Source organism: Achromobacter ruhlandii, from assembly GCF_002082135.1.
Taxonomy (GTDB): domain Bacteria; phylum Pseudomonadota; class Gammaproteobacteria; order Burkholderiales; family Burkholderiaceae_B; genus Achromobacter; species Achromobacter ruhlandii.
On the sequence record NZ_CP017433.1, the window covers coordinates 4,310,374 to 4,333,327 of the forward strand.

The 22,954-nt window shown below is 67.1% G+C and carries 18 protein-coding genes and 1 tRNA gene; 7 read left to right on the plus strand and 12 right to left on the minus strand.

What is annotated here, in order from left to right:
- Positions 1–2: 2 nt before the first annotated feature.
- The 4 genes from AruCF_RS19405 to AruCF_RS19420 form a co-directional block, all read right to left on the minus strand.
- Complete coding sequence (locus AruCF_RS19405; protein ID WP_049078000.1) at positions 3–536, minus strand: MarR family winged helix-turn-helix transcriptional regulator; 534 nt, start codon at positions 534–536, stop codon at positions 3–5.
- 88 nt (positions 537–624) lie between these two features.
- A complete protein-coding gene (locus tag AruCF_RS19410) occupies positions 625–1,575 on the minus strand; it encodes a hydroxymethylglutaryl-CoA lyase (protein WP_049075424.1) in 951 nt (316 codons plus the stop codon).
- The gene (locus tag AruCF_RS19415; RefSeq protein WP_049075425.1) at positions 1,572–3,194 is read right to left on the minus strand and encodes an AMP-binding protein; all 1,623 of its coding nucleotides are present in this window, start codon (positions 3,192–3,194) and stop codon (positions 1,572–1,574) included. The genes AruCF_RS19410 and AruCF_RS19415 overlap by 4 nt, the downstream gene beginning before the upstream one ends.
- Positions 3,191–3,955 carry an enoyl-CoA hydratase/isomerase family protein gene (locus AruCF_RS19420; RefSeq protein ID WP_049075426.1) on the minus strand — a complete coding sequence of 255 codons (765 nt, stop codon included), beginning with the start codon at positions 3,953–3,955 and terminating at the stop codon, positions 3,191–3,193. The genes AruCF_RS19415 and AruCF_RS19420 overlap by 4 nt, the downstream gene beginning before the upstream one ends.
- Before the next feature lie 219 nt (positions 3,956–4,174).
- On the opposite strand from AruCF_RS19420, the gene AruCF_RS19425 reads away from it, so the two are divergent.
- Positions 4,175–4,249: transfer RNA gene (locus tag AruCF_RS19425), tRNA-Arg, on the plus strand.
- 420 nt (positions 4,250–4,669) lie between these two features.
- Positions 4,670–5,830, plus strand: coding sequence for a D-alanyl-D-alanine endopeptidase (gene pbpG / locus AruCF_RS19430; protein WP_254431141.1), 1,161 nt, complete (start codon positions 4,670–4,672; stop codon positions 5,828–5,830).
- A 124-nt stretch (positions 5,831–5,954) separates the two neighbouring features.
- Here pbpG and AruCF_RS19435 read toward each other — a convergent pair whose 3' ends face one another.
- Positions 5,955–6,344 (minus strand): ribbon-helix-helix domain-containing protein, encoded by a 390-nt coding sequence (locus AruCF_RS19435; protein WP_049075427.1) that lies wholly within the window; start codon positions 6,342–6,344, stop codon positions 5,955–5,957.
- Between the two features lie 244 nt (positions 6,345–6,588).
- Here AruCF_RS19435 and adhP point away from each other — a divergent pair, with 244 nt between their 5' ends.
- Positions 6,589–7,617, plus strand: a complete 1,029-nt coding sequence (gene adhP / locus AruCF_RS19440) for an alcohol dehydrogenase AdhP (protein WP_049075429.1) — start codon at positions 6,589–6,591, stop codon at positions 7,615–7,617.
- A gap of 161 nt (positions 7,618–7,778) precedes the next feature.
- On the opposite strand, the gene AruCF_RS19445 is transcribed toward adhP, so the two are convergent.
- The 4 genes from AruCF_RS19445 to AruCF_RS19460 all read right to left on the minus strand — a co-directional run bounded on the left by AruCF_RS19445 (position 7,779) and on the right by AruCF_RS19460 (position 11,148).
- The gene (locus tag AruCF_RS19445) at positions 7,779–8,357 is read right to left on the minus strand and encodes a DJ-1/PfpI family protein (protein WP_049075431.1); all 579 of its coding nucleotides are present in this window, start codon (positions 8,355–8,357) and stop codon (positions 7,779–7,781) included.
- A 209-nt stretch (positions 8,358–8,566) separates the two neighbouring features.
- A complete protein-coding gene (gene ybaK, locus AruCF_RS19450) occupies positions 8,567–9,055 on the minus strand; it encodes a Cys-tRNA(Pro) deacylase (RefSeq protein WP_049075435.1) in 489 nt (162 codons plus the stop codon).
- A 63-nt stretch (positions 9,056–9,118) separates the two neighbouring features.
- On the minus strand, positions 9,119–10,102 hold the full coding sequence (gene xerD / locus AruCF_RS19455; protein ID WP_049075436.1) for a site-specific tyrosine recombinase XerD: 984 nt from the start codon (positions 10,100–10,102) through the stop codon (positions 9,119–9,121).
- Between the two features lie 134 nt (positions 10,103–10,236).
- Positions 10,237–11,148 carry a LysR substrate-binding domain-containing protein gene (locus AruCF_RS19460; RefSeq protein ID WP_049075438.1) on the minus strand — a complete coding sequence of 304 codons (912 nt, stop codon included), beginning with the start codon at positions 11,146–11,148 and terminating at the stop codon, positions 10,237–10,239.
- A 179-nt stretch (positions 11,149–11,327) separates the two neighbouring features.
- On the opposite strand from AruCF_RS19460, the gene AruCF_RS19465 reads away from it, so the two are divergent.
- The 4 genes from AruCF_RS19465 to AruCF_RS19480 all read left to right on the plus strand — a co-directional run bounded on the left by AruCF_RS19465 (position 11,328) and on the right by AruCF_RS19480 (position 17,807).
- Entirely contained in the window at positions 11,328–13,010 is a 1,683-nt protein-coding gene (locus AruCF_RS19465; RefSeq protein WP_049075439.1) for a thiamine pyrophosphate-binding protein, read from the plus strand.
- Positions 13,011–13,142: 132 nt separating this feature from the next.
- Positions 13,143–14,336: an acyl-CoA dehydrogenase gene (locus tag AruCF_RS19470; RefSeq protein WP_006385528.1), complete on the plus strand. Its 1,194-nt coding sequence runs from the start codon at positions 13,143–13,145 to the stop codon at positions 14,334–14,336.
- A gap of 208 nt (positions 14,337–14,544) precedes the next feature.
- Positions 14,545–16,692 (plus strand): TonB-dependent siderophore receptor, encoded by a 2,148-nt coding sequence (locus AruCF_RS19475; protein ID WP_080977467.1) that lies wholly within the window; start codon positions 14,545–14,547, stop codon positions 16,690–16,692.
- A 128-nt stretch (positions 16,693–16,820) separates the two neighbouring features.
- Positions 16,821–17,807 (plus strand): TRAP transporter substrate-binding protein, encoded by a 987-nt coding sequence (locus AruCF_RS19480; RefSeq protein WP_049075440.1) that lies wholly within the window; start codon positions 16,821–16,823, stop codon positions 17,805–17,807.
- Positions 17,808–17,858: 51 nt separating this feature from the next.
- Here AruCF_RS19480 and AruCF_RS19485 read toward each other — a convergent pair whose 3' ends face one another.
- The 3 genes from AruCF_RS19485 to AruCF_RS19495 all read right to left on the minus strand — a co-directional run bounded on the left by AruCF_RS19485 (position 17,859) and on the right by AruCF_RS19495 (position 22,648).
- On the minus strand, positions 17,859–19,511 hold the full coding sequence (locus AruCF_RS19485; protein WP_049075441.1) for a Tail fiber protein 2: 1,653 nt from the start codon (positions 19,509–19,511) through the stop codon (positions 17,859–17,861).
- Between the two features lie 309 nt (positions 19,512–19,820).
- Positions 19,821–21,092 (minus strand): IS256 family transposase, encoded by a 1,272-nt coding sequence (locus AruCF_RS19490; protein WP_144419191.1) that lies wholly within the window; start codon positions 21,090–21,092, stop codon positions 19,821–19,823.
- Positions 21,093–21,103: 11 nt separating this feature from the next.
- Positions 21,104–22,648 carry a phage tail protein gene (locus AruCF_RS19495; RefSeq protein ID WP_053086020.1) on the minus strand — a complete coding sequence of 515 codons (1,545 nt, stop codon included), beginning with the start codon at positions 22,646–22,648 and terminating at the stop codon, positions 21,104–21,106.
- Positions 22,649–22,954: the final 306 nt, after the last annotated feature.

Sequence of the window (22,954 nt, forward strand, 5' to 3'; positions counted from 1 at the left end):
GTTCAGCGCGGCTGCACGCCGCGGCCGCGACGCGCCGGCACCTCCGCCTTGCATTCGTTCAGCATCTCCAGCGCGTGCGTCGTCAGCTTGTCCAGCATGCGCTCCATGGCCTCGCGCTCGGCCTCCGACAGCACCGACAGCATGTCCTCATTGCGCTCGATCGCGGCCGGGAAGATCTCTTCGTACAGGGCGCGGCCGGTGCGCGTCAGGTCCAGGCTGACGCCGCGGCCGTCCTGGCTGTCGGCGCTGCGCTGGATCAGGCCGCGCTCGATCAGTTCGGACACGGTGCGGCTGGCCTGGCTCTTGTCGATGTTGGCCTCGCGCGCCACCGCGTTCAGCGACATGTCCGGCGCCGCGCCCAGCAGCGCGATGATGCGCCACTCGCGCGGGCCCACGCCATAGCGGCTTTCGTTCAGGCCGGCGGCAATGCGGCTGGACACGTAGGCCAGCCGGTTCAGGCGGTACGAGAACAGTTCCTTCAACGCGCGGGGTGCGGGGCGCGCGGCGGCGGACTTGGATGCGGTTCGGGTGGCCATGGGCGGACTCTTCAGATGCGGAAAAAAACGGCGTGCGCGCGCGTCGCGCGCCGCTGCCCGCATGATATACAAACGCGGCCGGCGATCCTCATGCGGCCGCCTCCCGCGCAACGCCGAGCAGCGGGTTCAAGCCGCTTTGCGCCACGCGGCTGTGCAGCGCGCGCCCCAGCACCGCCTCGCAATGCCGCGACACCGCGTCCATCGCCGCCAGATCCAGGCCGGTGCGCACGCCCATGGACTCGAACAGGTTGACCAGGTCTTCCGTCGCCACGTTGCCGGTATGACCGCCGCCGTAGCGCACCTTGGCCGGATGGCCGCCGACACCGCCGAAAGCGCAATCGAAGTGCCTCACGCCCGCCTCCAGCGCGGCCACGTAGTTCACCAGGCCGGTGGCGCGCGTGTCGTGGAAATGCGCCACCGGCGTCACCTCGGGCACCTCGCGCGCCATCCGGCCATACAGGTCGCGCACCGAGGCCGGCGTGGCCATGCCGGTGGTGTCGCCCAGCGTCACGATGCCCACGCCCAGCGCGGCGAAGCGCCGCGCGTCGGCCATGACCACGTCGGGGTCGACCGCGCCTTCGAAGGGACAGCCGAAGGCCACCGAAATCGTGCCGATCAGGCGAAAACGGCCGTTCGCCAACCGCGCCATCTCGGCAATGTTGTCCCACTGGGCGGCGCGTTCGCGCTTCAGGTTGCGCGTCGAATGCGATTCGCTGGCCGAGACCAGCAGGCTGATCTCGTTGGCGCCGATGCCGGCATCCAGGTCAACCAGCGCGCGCTCGACGGCGCGCGCGTTGGCGCAGGTGGCCTTGTACCAGACGCCCGCGCGCCGCGGCAGCACCGCCAGCAGGTCGGTGGCGTCGGCGAATTGCGGCACGACCTTGGGATTGGAATACGAGGTCGCCTCGATCCGTTCAAAGCCCAGCGCCGCGAAACGGTCGATCAGGTCGGCCTTGGCCGCCGTGCCGATGAAGTCGGGCTCATGCTGCAGCCCATCGCGCGCGAAGCATTCGCACAGCACCACGTCGCGCGCGCTCATGCCTGTTGCTCCAGTCCGAACAGCGCCAGCGCGTGGGCGCGCAGCTTGTTCTTCTGCACCTTGGAACTGCCCGTCATGCCGATGTGCTCGAAGCTGTCGACGATCTCGACATAGCGCGGCACCTTGAAGTTGGCGCAGCGCGCCTTGCACCAGGCCGTCAGTTCCTCGGCCGTGCAGTCCTGCCCGTCCTTGAGCAGCACGAACGCCGCCGGCACTTCGCCCAGGCGCGCATCGGGCACGCCGACCACCTGCGCCATGCGCACGGCGGGGTGGCCGTGCAGGGTCTCTTCCACCTCCGCCGGCGCGACGTTCTCGCCGCCCACGCGGAACATGTCCTTCAGGCGGCCCACCATGCGCAACCGGCCCGCCGCGTCCATTTCGCCCAGGTCGCCCGTGCTGAGCCAGCCGTCCGCGCTGAGCGCGCGGGCGGTGGCCTCGGGCATCTTGTAGTAGCCCTTCATCACGCTCCAGCCGCGCGCCTGGATCTCGCCCTGCATGCCGGCCGGCAATGGCTCGCCCGTGCCCGGGTCCACCACCCGCACCTGCATGCCGGGATGCGGCAGCGCCCAGCCCATGGCGCGCAGTTCAAAGGGATCATCGTGCGCCGACAGCGTGATGTTGGGCGAGGCTTCGGACTGGCCGTAGGCATTGCAGATGCCCGGCACCCCCATCACGTCGCGGATCTTCTGCATCACCTGCGGGCCGGCCGCCGCCCAGCCGCCGCGCAGATGGATGCGCGCGCGGTCGAAATCGGGATGACCCATCAGCATGAGAAAGATGGTGTCGTTGCCGGATGTCAGGGTGCAGCGCTCTTCGTCGAGCATGCGCAAGGCGTCGGCTACGTCGAACTTGGGCAGGGTCAGCAGGCAGCAGCCGCTCATCAGGCTGACCAGGATCGACAGCGTGGTGCCGGCCACATGGAAGTAAGGACGGATGCTGAAATAGCGATCGTCCGGCCGCACGCCGATGCGCTGCGCCGCGGCCCAGGCATTGGTCAGCATGTTGGCGTGCGTCAGCATCACGCCCTTGGGAAACGACGTGGTGCCCGAGGTGTACTGGATCAGCAGGACGTCCTCCGGAGCCACCGCGTCCATGCAGGCCCGCAGCGCCGCATCGTCGACGGCCTCACCCGCCCGCAGGAAGTCCGCCCAGGCGCGCGCGCCGCGCGGGCAGCGCTCGCCCAGCACCACCACCTGTCGCAGCAGCGGCAGCGCCGCGCCCGGCAGGGCCTGGTCCAGCGCCGGTTCCACCTGCGTCAGCAGATCGAGGAAATCGATGCCCAGGAAGGTATCCGCCGTCAGCAGCACTTTGACGTCGGCCTGCTTCAGGCAGAACGCCAGTTCATCGGTCTTGAAGCGCGTGTTGACGGGCACCGTCACGGCGCCGAGCAGCGCGCAGGCGTAAAACACCTGCACCCAGGTGCCGCCGTTGCCCAGCAGCACGCCGACATGGTCGCCATGGCGCACGCCGGCCGCATGCAGGCCACGGGCGATGCGTTGCGCGCCGTCTTGCAGCGCGGCCCAGGTGTGACGCTCGCCAGGCGCGACGAAGGCCTCGGCCGTGCCGCGCTGGGCCACCTGGCGCGCCAGCGCCTGCGACAGAATCGTGGGGCCGATCATGCCTTGTCTCCCGCCGCGCCGAAGCCGGCGATGGCCTGCTTCCAATCGGTGCCGCGCAGGTTTTCCTCGATGGCCAGCAATTCGATCGCCATCGCGCCTTCGCGCGTGGTCGCCAATCCCTGATCGATGCTGCGCTTGGTCAGCCGCACGGTGAGCGGCGCGGCGCGAGCGATGGCCGCCGCCATCTGCGTGGCTTCACCCGCCAAGGCCTCGGGCGCGTACACCTGATTGACCAGGCCAATCTCGCGCGCCTCGGCCGCGTCGAAGCGGCGGCCGGTGAACAGCAGTTCCTTGGCCTTGCGCGCGCCGGCCACGCGCGGCAGCCGCTGCGTGGCGCCGACCGTGCCCCAACCCACTTCCGGATAGCAGAACGTCGCGTCGGACGAGGCCAGCACAAAGTCGCACGCCGCGGCGATCTCGCAACCGGAACCGAACGCCGCCCCCTGCACCACCGCGATCACCGGCTGCGGCATGCGTTCGATGGCGGCATAGGCGGCAAAACCCTGCACCCGGCGCGCCGTCATTTCCGCATTGGACATGCTCTTACGCTCCTTGAGGTCGGCGCCGGCGCAGAATGCCGCGCCGGCGGCGGCGATCAGCACCACATGCGCGTCCGGATTGGCAGCCAATTGCTGCATGGCCTGCACCAACTCGGCGCACATGAGGGAATTGAGCGCGTTGCGGCTGTCGGGGCGGTTCAGCGTCACCGTGGCGACACGGTCCTGCACGTCCAGCAGGATCGTGTGGAAAGTCGGGGTCATGCCTGCTCCTGATGTTTTAGGTATGGGGCCGGGGTCCGCGCAAGGCGCGGCGCCCCTGGCCATGCCAGGCAATATAGGGCATATAGTTGATTTAATCCACTAATTTTCGGTTGTTATCCAATGGTGTTACACTTGCGCCCCTGGTCTTTCCCTGGAATATCAAGGCACTAGACGCCCCGCCGGGCCAGTGCGATTCCCAGGAGAGGCCACGCCGCCCGTCTCGCCGTAGTTAAATGGATATAACCGGCCCCTCCTAAGGGTCAATTGGTGGTTCGATTCCACCCGGCGAGGCCACCCATCCCCCGGCCTCGGCTCCCCAGGCCATCGCAAGAAAACTTCCCGCTTTCAGCCAGATGAGGGTTAATCCGGGCTACGCTCACGCGCGGCGCGCCGGTAGCGTCTCGGGACGCGTTTGGTGACCAATACGCAATCCGTCAATATGACCCCAATAATTTTTTGGGCGAAGATAGCGAATCGCCTTGCGCGCCACTTGAAATTACTGTTTAAATTCGACGCGTAAGCCTCTAATTCATCTGGACTTTTCCCGAACCGTCGCAAGCTTGACCGGGGAAATAATTCTTCACAGCCTGATAAGCCTGCTTAAACCATGGCATTTAACTGGAAACGTGCAATTGCGAACGCGATAGCGCCGGCGGCGCTGGCGATGTGCGCGCTCCTGCCCTCTGCCGCCTTCGCCGCGAAGACCACCGACCCTTGCAAGACCAACGCCAAGTCGGCCGCTTGCAAGGCGCAACAAGCCAAGAAAGCCCCCGCGCCCGCCAAGAAGGCTGGCCCCCCCAACAGAGCGCGGCCAAAGGCGCGCCCAAGGCAGCCGCCGGCAAGCAAGCCGCGCCGAAGTCGGCCGCCGCAAAATCCACGCCCAAGGGCGCCTCGGGCAAACAGGCCACGGCCAAGGGCGCGCCCAAGCAGGTTGCGGGCAAGAAAGCGCCGCCCAAGGGCGGCAAGCAGGCCGTCGCCCAACAAGGGACATCCAAGAAGGGCGCCGCCGGCAAGAACGGCAAGCCGAACAAGCCGTCGCGCGCGCAGCGCACGGCTGCCGCCGCGGCCGCGGCGGCCATGCCGCCGCCCGCCGTGTCGGTGCGCGCCGAGGCCGCCGCGCTGCGCTCCAGCACCGCGTACGTGCAGGATCTGGCCACCTCCACCGTGATCTTCGCCAAGAACGAGAACGTGGTGCGTCCCATCGCCTCGATTTCCAAGCTGATGACGGCGGTGGTGGTGGTGGACGCCAACCAGCCGATGGATGAAATGCTCGAGATCACCGATGAAGACATCGACGGCCTCAAGCACACCACCTCGCGCTTGCGCGTGGGCACCAAACTGTCGCGCGGCGACATGCTGCACCTGGCGCTGATGTCGTCCGAAAACCGCGCCGCCAACGCGCTGGGTCGCCATTACCCGGGCGGCCTGCCCGCGTTCGTGGCCGCCATGAACGCCAAGGCACAGTCGCTGGGCATGACCAGCACGCATTTCATCGAGCCCACCGGCCTGTCCAGCGACAACGTGTCGTCGCCGCACGACCTGGCCCGCCTGCTGCGCGCCGCCTCGCAGCGCCCGCTGATCCACCGCTACTCCACCGATACCGAGTACGACGTCGAGATCAACAACCGCACGCAGACGTTCCGCAACACCAACCTGCTGGTGCGCAAGCCCGACTGGGACATCAAGGTGTCCAAGACCGGCTACATCAACGAAGCCGGCGAATGCCTGGTGATGCTGGCGCGCATCAATGGCCGCGACCTGGCAATCGTGCTGCTGGATTCGCAGGGCAAGCTGTCGCGCATCGGCGATGCCGTGCGCATCCGCCGCATCGTGCAAAGCGAAGTGGCCATGGCCTCGGCCCAGCCGGGCGGCTGATCCAGGCGCCCTCCGGCCACGAAAAAGCCCGATCGTCGATCGGGCTTTTTTACGTCTGGCGGCAGGGCTGAATACGGGCGGAAGCAGGCCGCGAGTGGCGCGCCCCGGTGCCGCCGACGCGGCGCTACGCCGCCACCGGACGCTTGGACCGCAATGGCTGCGGGTCGTACATCGACGGCGGCAGCCCTTCCAGCACCGCCCGCGGATTGAGCGACCGGATCGGCACCGCGGCATCGGCCGGGATGCGGCCTTCGGCCTGCAGCAACTGATAGCGCAGGCAGCACACGCGCAGGAACGAGGTGAAGTTGGCGGCCTCGCCGCGGTATTCCACCAGCTCGTCGTAAAGGCGCTCGATCAGCTGCGTCACCCGCATGCCGTCGCGCGCCGCGATTTCCTCCAGCACCTGCCAGAACAGTTGTTCCAGCCGCAGGCTGGTGGCCGCCCCGTGCAGGCGCAGGGAGCGGGTTTCGGGCGCGTAGGACTGTTCGCTCGCGCGGATGAAGATTTCACACATGGGAGCTCCTGGGGCGGACACGAGGCTTGCGGGCCACTGTACGACGATAGCCGCCAGCCCGGCAAGACGCCTCTGCAGCGGGGCGATCCGCCAGGCAATGCCCCTCTGTCCCGGGGTATTCCCGCCCATTCTGCAACGATAAGTTTCTTTCGTCCGACTCGTCCGGAAGCCGTTGATATAAATCAAGGTCTCGGACGCGTCCCCATCCGAGCATGCTAAGACTGATCTGACTTCGGAGGTAGCAATGAACAAAACCATGAAGGCCGCCGTGGCTCGCGCATTCGGCAAACCCCTGGAAATCGAAGAAGTCGACGTGCCGCGCCCCGGCGCCGGCGAACTGCTGGTGAAGATCGAGGCCTGCGGCGTCTGCCACACCGACCTGCACGCGGTCGAGGGCGACTGGCCGGTCAAGCCCAATCCTCCCTTCATCCCCGGCCACGAGGGCGTGGGCCACGTCGTGGCGGTGGGCGAAGGCGTGACGCACGTCAAGGAAGGCGACCGCGTCGGCATCCCGTGGCTGTATTCCGCCTGCGGTCATTGCGAGCATTGCCTGGGCGGCTGGGAAACGCTGTGCGAGCAGCAGCAGAACGCCGGCTACTCGGTCAACGGCGGCTTCGCCGAATACGCCCTGGCCGCTGCCGACTACGTGGGCCTGTTGCCGAAGAACGTCGGCTTCGTCGACATCGCCCCGGTGCTGTGCGCCGGCGTGACGGTCTACAAGGGCCTGAAGATGACCGACACGCGGCCCGGCAACTGGGTCGTGATCTCCGGCATCGGCGGCCTGGGCCACATGGCGGTGCAGTATGCGCGCGCCATGGGCCTGAACGTGGCGGCGGTGGACATCGACGACGACAAGCTGGCCTTTGCCAAGCGCCTCGGCGCGGAAGTGGTCGTGAATGCCAAGACCACCGACCCGGCGGCCTATCTGAAAAAGGAAATCGGCGGCGCCCACGGCGCGCTGATCACGGCGGTCTCGCCCAAGGCCTTCGAGCAGGCGCTGGGCATGGTGCGCCGCGGCGGCACGGTGGCGCTCAACGGCCTGCCGCCGGGCGACTTCCCGCTGTCGATCTTCGACATGGTGCTCAACGGCGTGACGGTGCGCGGTTCGATCGTGGGGTCGCGCCTGGACCTGCAGGAGTCGCTGCAGTTCGCCGAGGAAGGCAAGGTGCATGCCACAGTGGCCACCGAGAAGCTGGAGAACATCAACAGCGTGTTCGACCGCATGCGTCGCGGCCAGATCGAGGGCCGCATCGTGCTCGACATGGCGGCTTGATCCACGCGCCTTGTCATGCAGCAAGGCGCCTGCCGCGGCAGGCGCCTTTTTTTGTGGCGGCACGGAACGCCCCCATGGCGTGGCAACGCCCCGCTTTCAGGGGCATGCGGCGCCGGCGCGCGCGTGGCAGCGCCCACGGGCGCTCGCCGCGCGGCCCAGGCTCAGTGCGTGATTTTGGTCCCAAGCACGGCCAGGAACTGCGCTAGCCACGCCGGATGCGCCGGCCAGGCCGGCGCCGTCACCAGGTTGCCGTCGGTGTAGGCCTGGTCGATGCCGATCTCGGCGTAGGTGCCGCCGGCCAGCCGCACTTCCGGCGCGCACGCGGGGTAGGCCGAGCAGGTGCGGCCTTCCAGGATGCCGGCGGCCGCCAGCAGCTGGGCGCCGTGGCAGACGGCGGCGATCGGCTTTTTGGCCTGATCGAAGGCGCGCACGATCTCCAGCACCTTTTCGTTCAGGCGCAGGTATTCCGGCGCGCGGCCGCCGGGGATCACCAGGCCGTCGTACGAGCCGGCCTCGACGCGCTCGAAATCGTAGTTCAGCGCGAAGTTGTGGCCGCGCTTCTCGCTGTAGGTCTGCGCGCCTTCGAAATCGTGGATGGCGGTGGCGATGCTCTCGCCGGACTTCTTGCCAGGGCAGACCGCGTGCACCGTATGGCCCACCGCCAGCAGCGTCTGGAACGGCACCATGGTTTCGTAGTCTTCGGCGTAGTCGCCGACCAGCATCAACAGTCTCTTGCTCATGATTGTCTCCTGGGGATGGGGGATCGCCGACTGAAGCGCCCGAGGGCCGGGCGGCCGGTTCTTGATGTTCTGCGGTCCATTGTGCTCCTACCCGCGCAGGCGAGGGTGGTAACGGGATACCACGCCAAGGTGGATGCCCCGAAGCGGGACCGCGCCCGCCCCCGACATGCATGCGCGGCCGCGCGCGGCGCCGGGCAATGGCAGGCGCCCTACTCCAGCGCCACCGTCACCGGCTTGGCGCCCAGGAGGCTCACCAGCACGTTCGGATCGATACCCACCAGGTAGCCGCGGCGGCCGCCATTGATGTAGACGACCGGGTATTGCAGCACCTCGGCCTCGACCCACACCGGCATCTTCTTGCGCGTGCCGAACGGCGAGGTGCCGCCCACTTGATAGCCGGAGTGGCGCTGCGCGACCTCGGGCTTGCAGGGCTCGACCTTCTTCAGCCCGGCCTGGCGCGCCAGGTTCTTGGTGGAGATTTCCCGGTCGCCGTGCATCACCACGATCAGCGGCTTGGCCGATTCGTCTTCCATCACCAGCGTCTTGACCACCGCGTGCGGGTCCAGCCCCAACTGGCGCGCGGCCTCGCCGGCGCCGCCATGATCGACGTAGTCGTAGGTGTGCTCGGTGTACGCCACCTTGTGCTGCTTGAGGAACTGGGTGGCGGGCGTTTCGGAAACGTGGCGGGCTTTGCTCATGGCGGGGCGCTGAAAAGGCGAAGGCAAAAGTGTAGGCACGCGGGCGGCGGCGCGCAAACGCCCTCAACCGCGCGGATGATGCGTGGCGTGCAGCGCCTTCAGGCGTTCGCGCGCCACGTGGGTGTAGATTTGGGTGGTGGAGATGTCCGCGTGGCCCAGCAGCATCTGCACCACGCGCAGGTCGGCGCCGTGGTTCAGCAGATGGGTGGCGAAGGCGTGGCGCAGCACGTGCGGCGACAGCGGCGCGTGCACGCCGGCCAGCACCGCGTATTTCTTGACCAGTTGCCAGAACGCCTGGCGCGACATGGCCTCGGCCCGGCCGGTGATGAAAAGCGCGTCGCTGACGCGGCCGGCGGCCAGCTCGGGGCGCGCGGTCTTCAGATACTGGTCAATCCAGTGCGCCGCCTCCGCGCCCAGCGGCACCAGGCGGTCCTTGCCGCCCTTGCCCTGCACCACGCGCACCACGCCCTCGTTCAGGCTGACGTCCAGCGCCCGCACCCCGACCAGTTCCGACACGCGCAGGCCGGTGGCGTACAGCGTTTCCAGCATGGCGCGGTCGCGCAGGCCGCGCGGCTGGCCCAGGTCGGGCGCGCGCAGCAGGGCATCCACCTGCTGCTCGGACAGCGTCTTGGGCAGGCGCGGCGGCTGCTTGGCGGCGACCAGCGTCAGACAGGGATCCTGCGCCGCGCGGTGCTCGCGCAGCGCCCAGGCGTAGAAGCGCCGCAGCGCGGCCAGGCGGCGGTTGGCGGTGGTGGCGCGGGTTTCCTCGTGGCGGAAGGCGAACCAGGCCTCGATGTCGGCCTTGCCGGCCTCGGCCAGCGCCTTGGCGGGACCGGCGGGCTGCGCCTGGGCCGAAGCCGCCTCGCCGTGGCGGTCGGCCATCTCGCGGGCGTAGGCCTCGGGGTCTTCGAGCCAGCGCGCGAAGCCGGTCAGGTCGCGCCGGTAGGCGGCCAGGGTGTTGGCCGACAGGCCGTCCTCGAGCCAGACGGCGTCGATGAAGGCGTCGATATCGGCCTGGGAAGCGAGCGGTTGGCGGGAATCGGACATGGAACGGAAATCAAGGCATCAAGAGAGGTGCCCGGCGGCGGAGAGCGCCGGCGCAGGCGCGCGCAACCTTGCGGCGTACGCCGGCCACGCCAGGGGGATGGGCCACATTCTACGGCGACGCTTGCGCCATGCCCTCAGCGCCCCGCCACCGCCGCGGCGGCCGACTTGAGCCAGGTCTCGAACAGCTTCAGCGCCTCGGAACGCTCGCTGCGCTGCGGATAGCCGAAGTAGTAGCCCTGGCTGACCGTCAGCGACTGCGCCACCGGCATCGCCAGCGTGCCCTGGTCCAGCGCCGGCTGCGCCAGGAACCGCGGCATCAGGCCCACGCCCAGCCCGGCCTGCACCGCCGCCATCACCATGGTGAACAATTCGTAGCGTGGACCGCCCGCCGCCTGGGGGCCATACAGGTAATTGTTGGCGCCGTACCACTGGCGCCAGGCGTCGGGGCGGGAACTCAGATGCAGATGGGTCATGCCCGCCAGCGCGCCGGCACCGGCGCCGGCCTCGGTGACGCGGGCGGCCAGTTCAGGCGCGCAGACCGGCACCAGCTCGCGTTCCGGAAACAGCAGCACGCCCTGGGTGCCCGGCCACAGCGTGTCGCCGTGGTACAGGGCGCCGTCGAACGGCTGGTCCTTGAATTGGAACGGCAGCGTGCGCACCGACAGGCTGACGGTGATGTCCGGCTGCTCGCGCTGGAAATCCGCCAGCCGCGGGATCAGCCAGGTGGTGGCCAGTGTCGGCACCACCGCGATGTGGATACTGCGGCCCATGCCGGTGCGGCTCACCAGGCCGAAGGTGTCCTTCTCGATCTGGTCCAGGTGATGGCGGATGCGTCCCGCATATTCCGCGCCATGGTCGGTCAGCACGATGCGGCGCCGCACCCGCGTGAACAACTGCACGCCCAGCCGCGCCTCCAGGCTGGCGACCTGGCGGTAGACCGCGCTGTGGGTCAGGGACAGCTCTTCGGCCGCCCGGGAAAAACTGCCCAGGCGGGCCGAGGCCTCGAAGGCCTGCAGGGCGCTGAGGTTGGGAATGCCGTTTCTCATGGAGCGGGAACCGCCAGGAAGGAACCGAAGATCGCCGGAAACACCCGCCGCGCCTGCCGCGGCGCAACATCCCGGTCGTGCCGGCGGGTCACTAGATTGTGCAATTTTATCAATTGCGTTGTGCGATCAAGGAACATTATGCTCGGGTGTCTTAATCTCGGCTCATCCTGACACCCACCATGTCCCAGCAAGCATCCCGCCTCGGCGGCCACATCCTCGTCGACCAGCTCGTCGCCCAGGGCGTCAAACACGTTTTCTGCGTTCCCGGCGAGAGCTACCTGGCGGTGCTGGATGGCCTGCACGACGCCGACATCAAGGTCACTGTCTGCCGCCAGGAAGGCGGCGCGGCCATGATGGCCGACGCCCATGGCAAGCTGACCGGCGAACCCGGCATCTGCATGGTGACCCGCGGTCCGGGCGCCTCCAACGCGCTGGCCGGCGTGCACATCGCCAAGCAGGACTCGACCCCGATGATCCTGTTCGTCGGCCAGATCGAGCGCGGCATGCGCGAGCGCGAGGCCTTCCAGGAAATGGACTACCGCGCCGTGTTCGGCACGCAGGCCAAGTGGGTCACGGAAATCGACCAGGTCGAACGCATTCCCGAACTGATCTCGCGCGCCTTCCACATCGCCACCTCGGGCCGCCCCGGCCCGGTGGTGATCGCGCTGCCCGAGGACATGCTGGTGGAGGCCGCGCAGGTGGCCGACGCGCCCCGCTACGAGGTCATCGACTCCGCTCCCACCGCCGGCCAGTTGGCCGACCTGGAGCAACTGCTGGCCCAGGCCAGGAACCCCGTCGCCATCCTTGGCGGCACGCGCTGGGACGCGCGCGCGGTGCAGCAGTTCGCCGATTTCGCGCAGCGCCACGCGCTGCCCACGGCGGTGTCGTTCCGCCGCCAGATGCTGTTCCCGGCCGACCATCCGTGTTTCATCGGCGACGTCGGCCTGGGCATCAACCCCGCCCTGCTCAAGCGCGTGGCCGACGCCGACCTGGTGCTGCTGGTCGGCGGCCGCATGTCGGAAAACCCCAGCCAGGCCTACACGCTGCTGGACATCCCGGTGCCCAAGCAGAAGCTGGTGCACGTGCATCCGGACGCCGCCGAACTGGGTCGCGTCTATCGCCCCACGCTGGCCATCAATACCTCGCCCGCCGCCTTCGCCGAAGCAGTGGCCGGCCTGAAAGCCCCCGCGCAGCCGGCCTGGGCCGAAGGCACGCAGGCCATGCGCGAGTCGTACCTGAAGTGGAGCGACCCGACCACCGTGACCACCCCGGGCGCGCTGCAGATGGGCCAGGTCATGGCCTACCTGGAAAAGACCCTGCCGGCCGACGCCATCATGACCAACGGCGCCGGCAACTACGCCACCTGGCTGCATCGCTTCCACCGCTTCACCCGCTTCGGCACGCAGCTGGCGCCGACCTCGGGCTCGATGGGCTATGGCCTGCCGGCGGCCGTCGGCGCCAAGCGCGTCTGGCCCGACAAGACCGTGGTCTGCTTTGCCGGCGACGGCTGCTTCCTGATGCACGGCCAGGAATTCGCCACCGCCGTGCAGTACGACCTGCCCATCATCGTGGTGCTGGTCGACAACGGCATGTACGGCACCATCCGCATGCACCAGGAAAAGCACTACCCCGGCCGCATTTCCGCCACCGAGCTGAAGAACCCTGACTTCGCCGACTACGCCCGCGCCTTCGGCGGCCACGGCGAACGCGTCGAGACCACCGAACAGTTCGGCCCGGCGTTCGAACGCGCGCTGGCCAGCGGCAAGCCGGCCATCCTGCACTGCTTCATCGACCCGCAGACCATCACGCCGTCGACCACGCTGGACAAGATCCGCGACGCGGCGCTCAAGGCCCGGCACTGATACCCGAGAGGCGGCGGCAACCCCACGGCGACGCGCCCGCGCGCGTCGCGTAAACCCCGGGTTGCCGCGCCAATTATTTTAGGTTTAAACTTTCCAGATTCCGAAAACGGAAATCCATAGCGGAGACCCAGCATGTCCTCGAATCCCTCGTTCCATTGGCAAGATCCCCTGTTGCTGGACCAGCAGCTCACCGAAGAAGAACGCATGGTGCGCGACGCCGCCCACGCCTACTCGCAGGACAAGCTGGCCCCGCGCGTGCTGAACGCCTTCCGCAACGAAAAGACCGACCCGGAGATCTTCTCGGAAATGGGCGAGCTGGGCCTGCTGGGCGCCACCATCCCCGCCGAATACGGCGGCGCCGGCCTGAACTACGTCAGCTACGGCCTGATCGCCCGTGAAGTCGAACGCATCGACTCCGGCTACCGCTCGATGATGAGCGTGCAGTCGTCGCTGGTGATGGTGCCCATCAACGAATTCGGCAGCGAAGCGCAGAAGCAGAAGTACCTGCCCAAGCTGGCCCGCGGCGAGTGGATCGGCTGCTTCGGCCTGACCGAGCCCAACCACGGTTCCGACCCCGGCGGCATGGAAACGCGCGCGGTCAAGACCGCCGACGGCTACAAGCTGACGGGCAACAAGATGTGGATCACCAACTCCCCGATCGCCGATGTGTTCGTGGTGTGGGCCAAGTGCGTCGGCGGCGAGTTCGACGGCAAGATCCGCGGCTTCATCCTGGAAAAGGGCACCAAGGGCCTGACCGCCCCCGCCATCCACGGCAAGGTCGGCCTGCGCGCCTCGATCACCGGCGAAATCGTCATGGACGAAGTGGAAGTGTCCGCCGACCAGATGATGCCCGGCGTGTCCGGCCTGAAGGGCCCGTTCACCTGCCTGAACTCGGCCCGCTACGGCATCGCCTGGGGCGCGATCGGCGCCGCCGAAGCCTGCTGGCACACCGCCCGCCAGTACACCCTGGACCGCAAGCAGTTCGGCCGCCCGCTGGCCGCCAACCAGCTGATCCAGAAGAAGCTGGCCGACATGCAGACCGAGATCACGCTGGCGCTGCAAGGCTGCCTGCGCCTGGGCCGCATGAAGGACGAAGGCACCGCCGCGGTCGAGATCACCTCGATCATGAAGCGCAATTCGTGCGGCAAGGCGCTGGACATCGCCCGCCTGGCCCGCGACATGCTGGGCGGCAACGGCATCTCCGACGAGTTCGGCGTGGCCCGCCACCTGGTGAACCTGGAAGTGGTCAACACCTACGAAGGCACCCACGACGTGCACGCCCTGATCCTGGGCCGCGCGCAGACCGGCATCCAGGCTTTCTATTGATTTGCAGTTCGCCGCGCGGACGGAGCCCGGCTCTGCTCCCGACGCGCGGTTCGCCGGCGTGGCGAAGACTGTGCGCCCCTTTCGAGGGGCGTTTTTTTTGCGTGCCGCATCGCGAAAACACGAGGCGGCAATGCAACGATGCCAAACATTTATTGATAACGATTTGTGTTAGCAATAATATTTCCGATTTTTGCATCGGAGACCCATCTTGGCCCGCCCTCCCTCTTCCCGCGGGAAGAACCGCCCCGGCATTGCCCCCCTGTTCAACCCCGCCGTCCTCGCCGCGGCGCTGGGCCTGGCGCCCGCCTGCGGCGCGCAGGCGCAACAAGGCGATGCCGTGCAACTGCCAGCGGTGACGGTGAACGCCGCGCCGGTCGACGATACGCTGATCCACCTCGATCGCCCGGTCAACGGCGGCGCGCTCGGTAGCCGCACGCAGCTGGAAACCCCCTTCTCCACCACCGTGGTCACGGCCGCCGACATGGAAGCGCGGCAAGTTGCCAAGCTAGGCGACGTGTTCGCGCTGGACGCCTCGGTCTCCGACAACAGCTCGGCCAACGGCGCCTGGGCCAGCTACCTGACGGTGCGCGGCCTGCCGCTGGACTGGCAGAACTCCTACCGCATCGACGGCAAGCCGTTCCTGAGTTACGTGACAACGCTGCCCTACGAGCATTTCGAGCAGATCGACCTGCTCAAGGGCGCCTCGGGCTTCATGTACGGCTTCGGCACGCCCGGCGGCCTGGTCAACTACGTGACCAAAAAGCCGACCGACGAGCCCGTGCGCGCCATCGACCTCGGCTATGGGTCCAAGGGCCTGCTGCGCGAACACGTGGACCTGGGCGGCCGGGCCGGCGCCAGCGGCGCCTTCGGCTACCGCCTGAACGCCACGCACGAGGAAGGCACGACCTACAACGATGGCTCGCTCTACCGCGACTCCGTGTCGCTGGCGCTGGATGCGCGCCTGAGCGAACGCCTGACCTGGGACTTCCAGTCGATCTACCAGGACCGCAAGGCGGTCGGCATCGAGCCCACCATCACCACCAGCAGCATGACCGGCGGCAAGCTGCCGGGCACGGTGCGCAACAGCGACGCCCTGGTGGGCGAAGGCCCCTATGCCAACAACCACTTCCGCTTCTACGCCACCGGCCTGAAGTACCAGCTGAATGACGCCTGGACCTTCAGCACCAACTACAGCTATAGCTCCACCCGCACGCGCCGCAACGAATCCGTGCTGACGCTGCGCAACGGCGCCGGCGACTACGACGACTACCGTTCCGACTACGGCGAGGCCTACCAGTACAACCAGTGGCAGGGCATGGCCGAGGGCAAATTCAACACCGGCTCGCTGCGTCATCACGTGGTGCTGGGCGCCTCGTGGCAGAAGCAGAAGAACGACTACAGCTCCAACGGCGTCTACCAGCTGATGGGCACCGGCAACCTGCGCAGCCAGAACACCAACACCTACTACAGCGACGGCAGCCTGCGCCTGTACCGCGCCGCCGAGATCACGCAGAAGGCGCTGTTCGCCAGCGACACGGTCGATCTGACGGACCGCTGGTCGGTGCTGGGCGGCGTGCGCTACACCAACTACGAGCAGACCGGCTTCGACACGACCGGCGCGCGCACCTCGCGCTACGAGAAGAACGGCGTGCCCACGCCGACGGTCGCGCTGATGTTCAAGATCACGCCGCAGACCATGGCCTACGCGAGCTATATGGAATCGCTGGAGCCCGGCTCCGTCGTCGGCACGCAGTACGCCAACTACGGCGCCCTGCTCGACCCGCTAAAGAGCAAACAGTACGAACTTGGCGTCAAGACCGAGCAGGAAGACTGGGCCGCGTCGGCCGCGCTGTTCCGCATCGAGAAGAAGGCCGAATACTCGAATGCCGACCGCGTCCTGGTGCAGGACGGCAAGTCGATCTACCAGGGACTGGAACTGGCCGGTTCCGCCCGCATCGCGACCAACTGGAACGTCGGCGGCAGCCTGATGCTGCTGGATTCCGAATACCGCCAGGGCGTCGGCTTCACCGGCAACCGCGTGGCCGGCGCGCCGAAGTTCGTGGCGGCGGCGCAGGTGGCCTACTCGGTGCCGCAACTTCCCGGCCTGAAACTGCGCGCGGACGTCAAATACACCGGCAAGACCATGCTCGACCCCGGCAACGTGATCGACGTGCCGGGCTACGCCATCGTCAACATCGGCGCCACCTACGACACGCGCATCTACGGCTACGAGACCACCTTCCGCGCCGGCATCAACAACCTGGCGGACAAGCGCTACTGGCTGTACCAGAGCCCCAACTACGTGAAAGCGGGCGACCCGCGCACCTATGGGCTGAGCGCCAGCCTGAAGTTCTAGGAACTTAGGGTTATCAGGAACTAGCCGGGCCCGGGCCCTTGCCGTACGCTGTGCGGCATTGGCCTGGTGCCGGCCCGCTGTATCCGCCTGCCCGACCCCGGATTTTTCGTCACGACCAGGAGTCGCGCATGCAAGGCAGTCCCTCGTTCCGCCTGTGGGCGGGCATCGCCATCGCTTTTGCAAGTCACGGCGCATTCGCCGCCACCACCCTTACCATGACCACCGAGTACCCGGCCACTTCGATGCCGGGACAAGGCGTGTCCACCTTCGCCGACCTGGTGCGCGGCAAGAGCGGCGGCCAGGTGTTGATCGACGCCAGCTTCGACGCCGCGCGCGGCATCAAGTCCGGCGACATGATCGACGCAGTGCAAGCGCGCAAGGTCGATGCCGGCGACGCCTTCGCCGGCGCGCTGGCAACCAAGTATCCGATTTTCGGCGTGTCCTCGCTGCCGTTCCTGGCCGACTCGCTGGCCAAGGCGCGCGCGCTGAACAAATCGGCCCGCCCGGCCTACGAGAAACTGCTGGCCGCGCATGGCCAGAAGCTGCTCTACACCACGCCCTGGCCGGCCTCGGGCATCTGGTCCAAGGACAAGGTGGACAGCGTCGCCGCGCTGAAGGCGCTGAGCATCCGCACCTATGACGCGACCTCGCAGGACGTGATGCAGAAGGCCGGGGCGCGCGCGCAGAACATCTCGTTCGCCGACGCCATGCCGCGCATCGCCTCGGGCGAGGTCAACGCGGTGCTGTCCTCGGGCGACGGCGGCGCCGGCCGCAAGCTGTGGGAACACCTGCCGCGCTTCGCCGAGATCAACTACGCCATGCCGATCTCGGTGGCAACGATGAACCTGCAGGCCTATCAGGCGCTGGACGCGAAGTCGCGCAAGGCCATCGACCAGGCCGCCGCGCAGACCGAGGCCGAGCAGTGGAAGCGCATCGAAGGCCGGTTGCAGCAGAACTACGCCAACATGCGCAAGAACGGCGTGACGATCGACACCGCCGTGCCGATGCCGGTGCGCCAGGCGCTGAAGAATGCGGCGGTGGATTCGGTGAAGCAGTGGGAGGCGGCGGCGGGGCCGGAGGGGGTGAATATCCTGAAGGCGATGCGGCGGCCGTAGCGCGACACGGGCCATCCCGCAAATGTGATGGCTCGGTCCCAGCAAACCCGATCAACGATATTCCATCCACTTCTTGAGCGTGTTCCCATTAGTCAAGCCTGCGGCAACAATCCAATAGGATGCCCCCGAGGGCACAATACTCGACACGCCGAACTCGGCGCCGACACCCGCATAGGAACTGGTGGACACGACCGAGCCGTTGACCACCAGCGCCATGCTTGCCCCCGCCGCGGCGGAGGTCCCTGCGCCATATACGACAATGGGACGAGCCGTCGGATTCGTGTAGTTCGTGGCCAAGGCCCGTTGCGCCGTCACATCCTGCAGCGTCTGCCCGATGCCCAGGACACTGCCCAACTGGCCTTGCAGCGTTTGCATCTGCGCGTTCACGTTCGCCAGGTCCGAGGCCAATTGCAAGGCATCCAGCTTGCCCGTATTGACCGCCGCGCCGGCGATCTTCACCACCCAGCAGCCGGTGGCATTCAAGGGGCGCGTTTCGGAAGCGGTACGAACCACGCGGGAAGCATCCAGCGTAATGTCATAGGCGGCGCCCGATGCTCCGAACGCGTAGACACCAGTCCCTCTCGCCTGCACCCCCAGCGCACCGCTGGCGACAGCTGCCGAGCCAGGATTGATGCTGTACTGAATAATGCCCGTGATGTTCTGCTGCGCATCCTGCTGGATCACGCCATCCGAGCCGGTCGAGCGAGTGCCGTCTCCGCGCAGCATCACGGCGCCCAACGCACCGGACGATTTGCCATTGAGGTCCGGTACGCGAAACGTGGTCAAGCCATCTCCGTCCGTATAGCTGGCCCGCGCCGTCACATCGCTCTGCCAAGTGGCTTCGGACACCAGCGGGAAATCGCCAGCCAGCACGCGAGCCCCCATGTCGGGGAAAGCGGCCCGGCTTAGCGTCTGGCCGTCCAAGGGTGCCCAACCCGCGGGAATCGCGGCGCGACTCGGCCACCAGGACACGAAGCCCAGCGGGATGCTGTCCATCACCGGCAACTGCCCGGCGGGTACCTTGCCGTCTCCGCCCAAGGTTGCGACGCCGCCTGCCTGGCCCTTTTCCACCAACGGCACGGCATCCTGTACCGCGGGCAGTTGCGCGGCCGGAACACGGCCTTCCTCGTCCAGTGTCGGCACGCCGCCAGGACGGCCCTTGTCGGCGGCGGGGATCAGCGCTGGCAGTTGGCCTGGAACGATCCGGCCGTCGGACGCCAAGGTAGCCACTCCATTGGGCCGGGCTTTTTCGGCGGCAGGGATTAGGTCGGGCAATTGCACCGGCGTGACCTTGCCGTCCGCGGCCAGCGTGGCGACGCCGTTCGGCTGGCCTTTTTCCGCGAGCGGCACGGCGGGTACCGGAATCGGCAGGTGATCGACAGGCACGCGGCCATCGTCGTCAAGCGGCGCCACGCCTCCGGGCGCCGACTTCTGCGACAGCGGCACGGCCGGCGGGGGCAGGTGCGCGGCCGGAACTTTGCCCGCAGCGTCCAGCGGCGTGACACCGCCCGCGGCGCCTTTCTCGGCGGCGGGCAGGGCGGCGTCCGCCTTGCGTTGGGCGGCGGCGGCGGAGACCTCGACCGCGTCCACGCCGGCGCGCGTTTTGGCGAAGTTCTCGTTCGCGATCGCCATGGCTGCGCGCAGCGTGTCGCCTGTCTGATCATTAGGCGCGTTGCCGATATTGATGGGTTTTAGGATTTGCATAGGAGAAAGGCCCTGATGGGGGACAATACGTCACGGAATGAAAAGCCAGCCACGTATTGGGGTAGTGGCGGGAAATAGGTTTACGCGGCACGTGGAACTTGAGGCTGCCAGCGCCGTTGCGAGCGTGTATGACGACTCACCGATATTCGGTCCAGAAATTCTGCGTCATGCTGTCGGCTACCACCCGGTACGTGATTCCGGGGGGAATGACGGCCGTGAGCGACAGTGAGACGCCGTTATATGGGGTAATGGAACGGGTACCCGCGAGAGCCTGTCCGTATTTTTGTGGGCGAGGCGTTTTAAAAGTTGTTATCCCCGGGCCGCAGTAAACCGTTCGCCGAACAGGATAGCAAACTGGTTCATGGCGACTTTCCAGTCGAAGGTCGCTCTGACGGACTTGGCCAGCACGTTGCGTAGCGCCAGCCATAGGAGCTTGATGGCGGCCTCATCCGTTGGGAAGTGGCCTCGCGTCTTGATGATCTTGCGCAATTGCATGTTCAAGCTCTCGATGGCGTTGGTCGTGTAGATCACGCGCCTGATGTCTGGCGGGAACACGAAGAACGGCGTGACGTTCTCCCAGGCCCGTTGCCAGGCAGCGACGATCGTGGGGTACCTGGTTCCCCAAGGTCCATCGGCGAACGCCTGCAGCGCCTGCTCGGCCGCTTGTGCGCTGGCGGCCGCGTAGATCGGGCGCAGGGCGGCGGCCACGGCCTTGCGATCCTTCCAGCCCGCGTAATCCAGGCTGTTGCGGATCAGATGCACGATGCAGGTCTGCACGGTCGTGCGCGGGAAGGCCGTGCCGATGGCCTCGGCCAGGCCCTTCAGGCCGTCGACCACGGCGATCAGGATGTCCTGGCACCCTCGGGTCTTGAGTTCATTGAAGACCTTGAGCCAGAACTTGGCCCCCTCGGTCTGCTCGACCCACAAGCCCAGCACGTCGCGCTGGCCGTCGGCCTGCACACCCAGCGCCAGGTACACCGCCTTGTTGCTGACCCCGCCGTCGTCGCGGATCTTGACCCGCAGCGCGTCGAAGAACACCACCGGGTACATCGCCTCCAGCGGCCGGTTCTGCCAGGCAATCGTCTCGGCCATGACCTCGTCGGTGACCGAGCTGATGAAGTCCGGCGAGACCTCGGTGCCGTAGCTCTCGGCCAGGAACGCCTGGATCTCGCGCACGCTCATGCCCCGGGCGTACATGGCGATGATCCGGTCATCGAACCCGGTGAAGCGTCGTTCGTGCTTGGGGATCAGGATCGGGGCGAAGGAGCCGTCCCGGTCGCGGGGAAGCTCCACGCGCACCGGGCCACGCTCGGTCAGCACCGTCTTGCCGCTGGCGCCGTTGCGCTCGTTGGCCTGGCCCTCGGGCTTGTCCTCGCCTGGCCGATAGCCCAGATGCAGGTTCATCTCGGCGGCCATCGTGCGCTCGATCACCGCCTTCTGGAACGACAGGAACAGGTCTTGAACCTCGCTGGGCGTCATCGGTCCCTTGACCAGATGGTCCAGTAGTTCGGCTGGGACTTCAGGCAGCGGCCCACGGGCCGCCGCCTGAGCGGCTGCTGTGCGTCTTTTCTTCATCGGCATATCCATGATCTTTAGTCCTCATGATATGCCCCGCACACAAAATTGCGGATAGGCCCACCCGCGATGCCGCCTACCATCACGGACATGTTGCCCCCGGCGCTACTGTTGGACGAGCCGACGATGTAAACCGAGATCGGCCGCCCGGTACTGTTGGTGTATGTCACCCCGAATGCTCGGGACGCGCTAACGTCTTGAAGCGTCTGGCCAACGCCGAAAACCTGTGCGCGCAACGTCTGGAACGCTGCACTGAGCGCCGCATGATCACTGGCCAGTTGTGCCATATCCACGCTGCCGGGATTGATCGCGGCAGCGAAAGCGTGAATCGTCCACACGCCGGTTACGTTCGCCATCCGCGTTTCGTCGCCGGTATTAACGATCCAACGTGTGCCGTTCGTAGTCTGTCTCGCCGTGGTGAACGTGTAGCCCGCAAAATTCCCCGATGCCATCACGGCATTCAGGGAGGCATCCGCCAAAACATTGGTGGCTTGATTGAATCCGCTCACGACACGGTAGTCCATCGGCCCGAGTTGGTCCGATTGCAACCTGCCAGGCACGCCCGTGGATTTCGCGCCGTCGCCTCGCAACACCGTCGCCGCCAGAGACCCTGCGGCCCTGGCGTTCAAATCGGGCACGCGGAAAGTCGTGGATCCGTCTCCCAAGGTGTAGCTTCCCCGCTTGAGCGGATCCGCCAACCAGTCCGCCTCCGGTAACACCGGCAGCCTACCGCTGATCACCATCGCTGCGAGATCGGGAAACGTGTCGCGAGAAATGGTCTGCCCATCGGCGGGAATCTGGCCCGACGGGATGGAAGTGCGCAGCGGCCACCATGCTACCGAGCCGACTGGTGGTCCACTGGGCAGAGGCGGAATTTGGCCCACGGGTACTTTGCCCTCCGCGTCCAGCGTCGCAACGCCACCCGGCCGGCCCTTTTCGTCCGGCAGCACTGCGGCCAGTTGGAGTGCCGGCACTCGCCCCTCGGCGTCCAAAGTCGCGATGCCGCCCGGACGCCCCTTGTCGGCCGCAGGGATCAACGGCGGTAATTGATTGGCGACGATCCGGCCATCCTCGCCCAAGGTTGCTATGCCATTAGGCTGTGCCCTCGCCGAGGCTGGAACAAGCTCAGGCAGTTGTCCGAAAGGTACCTTGCCGTCAGCAGCCAACGTCGCAACACCATTGGGTTGGCCCTTTTGCGCCAGGGGTACCGACGGCTGCGGCACCGGCAGATGATCGGCAGGCACACGGCCGTCATCATCCAACGGTGCCACGCCCCCCGGCGCCGATTTCTGCGTCATCGGAATAGCAGGCGGAGGCAGATGCGCGGCCGGCACCTTGCCCGTCGCGTCCAGAGGCGCCACGCCGCCAGCCGCGCCTTTTTCGATGTCGGCAATCGCCGCGTCCGCCTTGCGCTGCGCGGTGGCGGCGGCCACTTCGACGGCTTCCACGCCGGAGCGCGTCTTGGCGAAGTTCTCGTTCACCAATGCCATGGCGTCGCGCAGCGTGTCGCCGGTCTGGTCGTTCGGCGCATGGCCGACGTTGATGGGTTTGAGGAGTTGCATGAAGGGAACCTTGATGACGGATGAAAGCAGCGGCGCTGCGCAAGAAAAAGCCCACCGGCGGATGCGGGCGGGCCTGAGAGAAATGCCGGGGTCAGAGCAGGAAGGGGTTGCTTGATGGCTTGGACCATTGGGCATACCCATATACGAAAGGCCCGCCCGGTTTCCCGGGCGGGCCTTCAATGTCGCTGGGCACAATTCTCCCACGACGCGTTCATGTTACGAGCATCCGTGCTACCGGACAAGCCAACTGCGACATGGGCCCCGGATGGGCCAGGCTCGGCGGCGCTTGATGCCCCCGGCGCCCGG

Excerpts from the sequence above, each read along its gene's own strand:
- AruCF_RS19470 (WP_006385528.1), top strand. The coding sequence starts at position 13,143 with ATGTCCTCGAATCCCTCGTTCCATTGGCAAGATCCCCTGTTGCTGGAC.
- AruCF_RS19460 (WP_049075438.1), bottom strand. The coding sequence starts at position 11,148 with ATGAGAAACGGCATTCCCAACCTCAGCGCCCTGCAGGCCTTCGAGGCC.
- AruCF_RS19495 (WP_053086020.1), bottom strand. The coding sequence starts at position 22,648 with ATGCAACTCCTCAAACCCATCAACGTCGGCCATGCGCCGAACGACCAG.
- AruCF_RS19490 (WP_144419191.1), bottom strand. The coding sequence starts at position 21,092 with ATGCCGATGAAGAAAAGACGCACAGCAGCCGCTCAGGCGGCGGCCCGT.
- AruCF_RS19435 (WP_049075427.1), bottom strand. The coding sequence starts at position 6,344 with ATGTGTGAAATCTTCATCCGCGCGAGCGAACAGTCCTACGCGCCCGAA.
- AruCF_RS19480 (WP_049075440.1), top strand. The coding sequence starts at position 16,821 with ATGCAAGGCAGTCCCTCGTTCCGCCTGTGGGCGGGCATCGCCATCGCT.
- AruCF_RS19485 (WP_049075441.1), bottom strand. The coding sequence starts at position 19,511 with ATGCAAATCCTAAAACCCATCAATATCGGCAACGCGCCTAATGATCAG.
- AruCF_RS19420 (WP_049075426.1), bottom strand. The coding sequence starts at position 3,955 with ATGACCCCGACTTTCCACACGATCCTGCTGGACGTGCAGGACCGTGTC.
- AruCF_RS19415 (WP_049075425.1), bottom strand. The coding sequence starts at position 3,194 with ATGATCGGCCCCACGATTCTGTCGCAGGCGCTGGCGCGCCAGGTGGCC.
- ybaK (WP_049075435.1), bottom strand. The coding sequence starts at position 9,055 with ATGAGCAAAGCCCGCCACGTTTCCGAAACGCCCGCCACCCAGTTCCTC.
- AruCF_RS19465 (WP_049075439.1), top strand. The coding sequence starts at position 11,328 with ATGTCCCAGCAAGCATCCCGCCTCGGCGGCCACATCCTCGTCGACCAG.
- adhP (WP_049075429.1), top strand. The coding sequence starts at position 6,589 with ATGAACAAAACCATGAAGGCCGCCGTGGCTCGCGCATTCGGCAAACCC.
- AruCF_RS19445 (WP_049075431.1), bottom strand. The coding sequence starts at position 8,357 with ATGAGCAAGAGACTGTTGATGCTGGTCGGCGACTACGCCGAAGACTAC.
- AruCF_RS19410 (WP_049075424.1), bottom strand. The coding sequence starts at position 1,575 with ATGAGCGCGCGCGACGTGGTGCTGTGCGAATGCTTCGCGCGCGATGGG.
- xerD (WP_049075436.1), bottom strand. The coding sequence starts at position 10,102 with ATGTCCGATTCCCGCCAACCGCTCGCTTCCCAGGCCGATATCGACGCC.
- AruCF_RS19405 (WP_049078000.1), bottom strand. The coding sequence starts at position 536 with ATGGCCACCCGAACCGCATCCAAGTCCGCCGCCGCGCGCCCCGCACCC.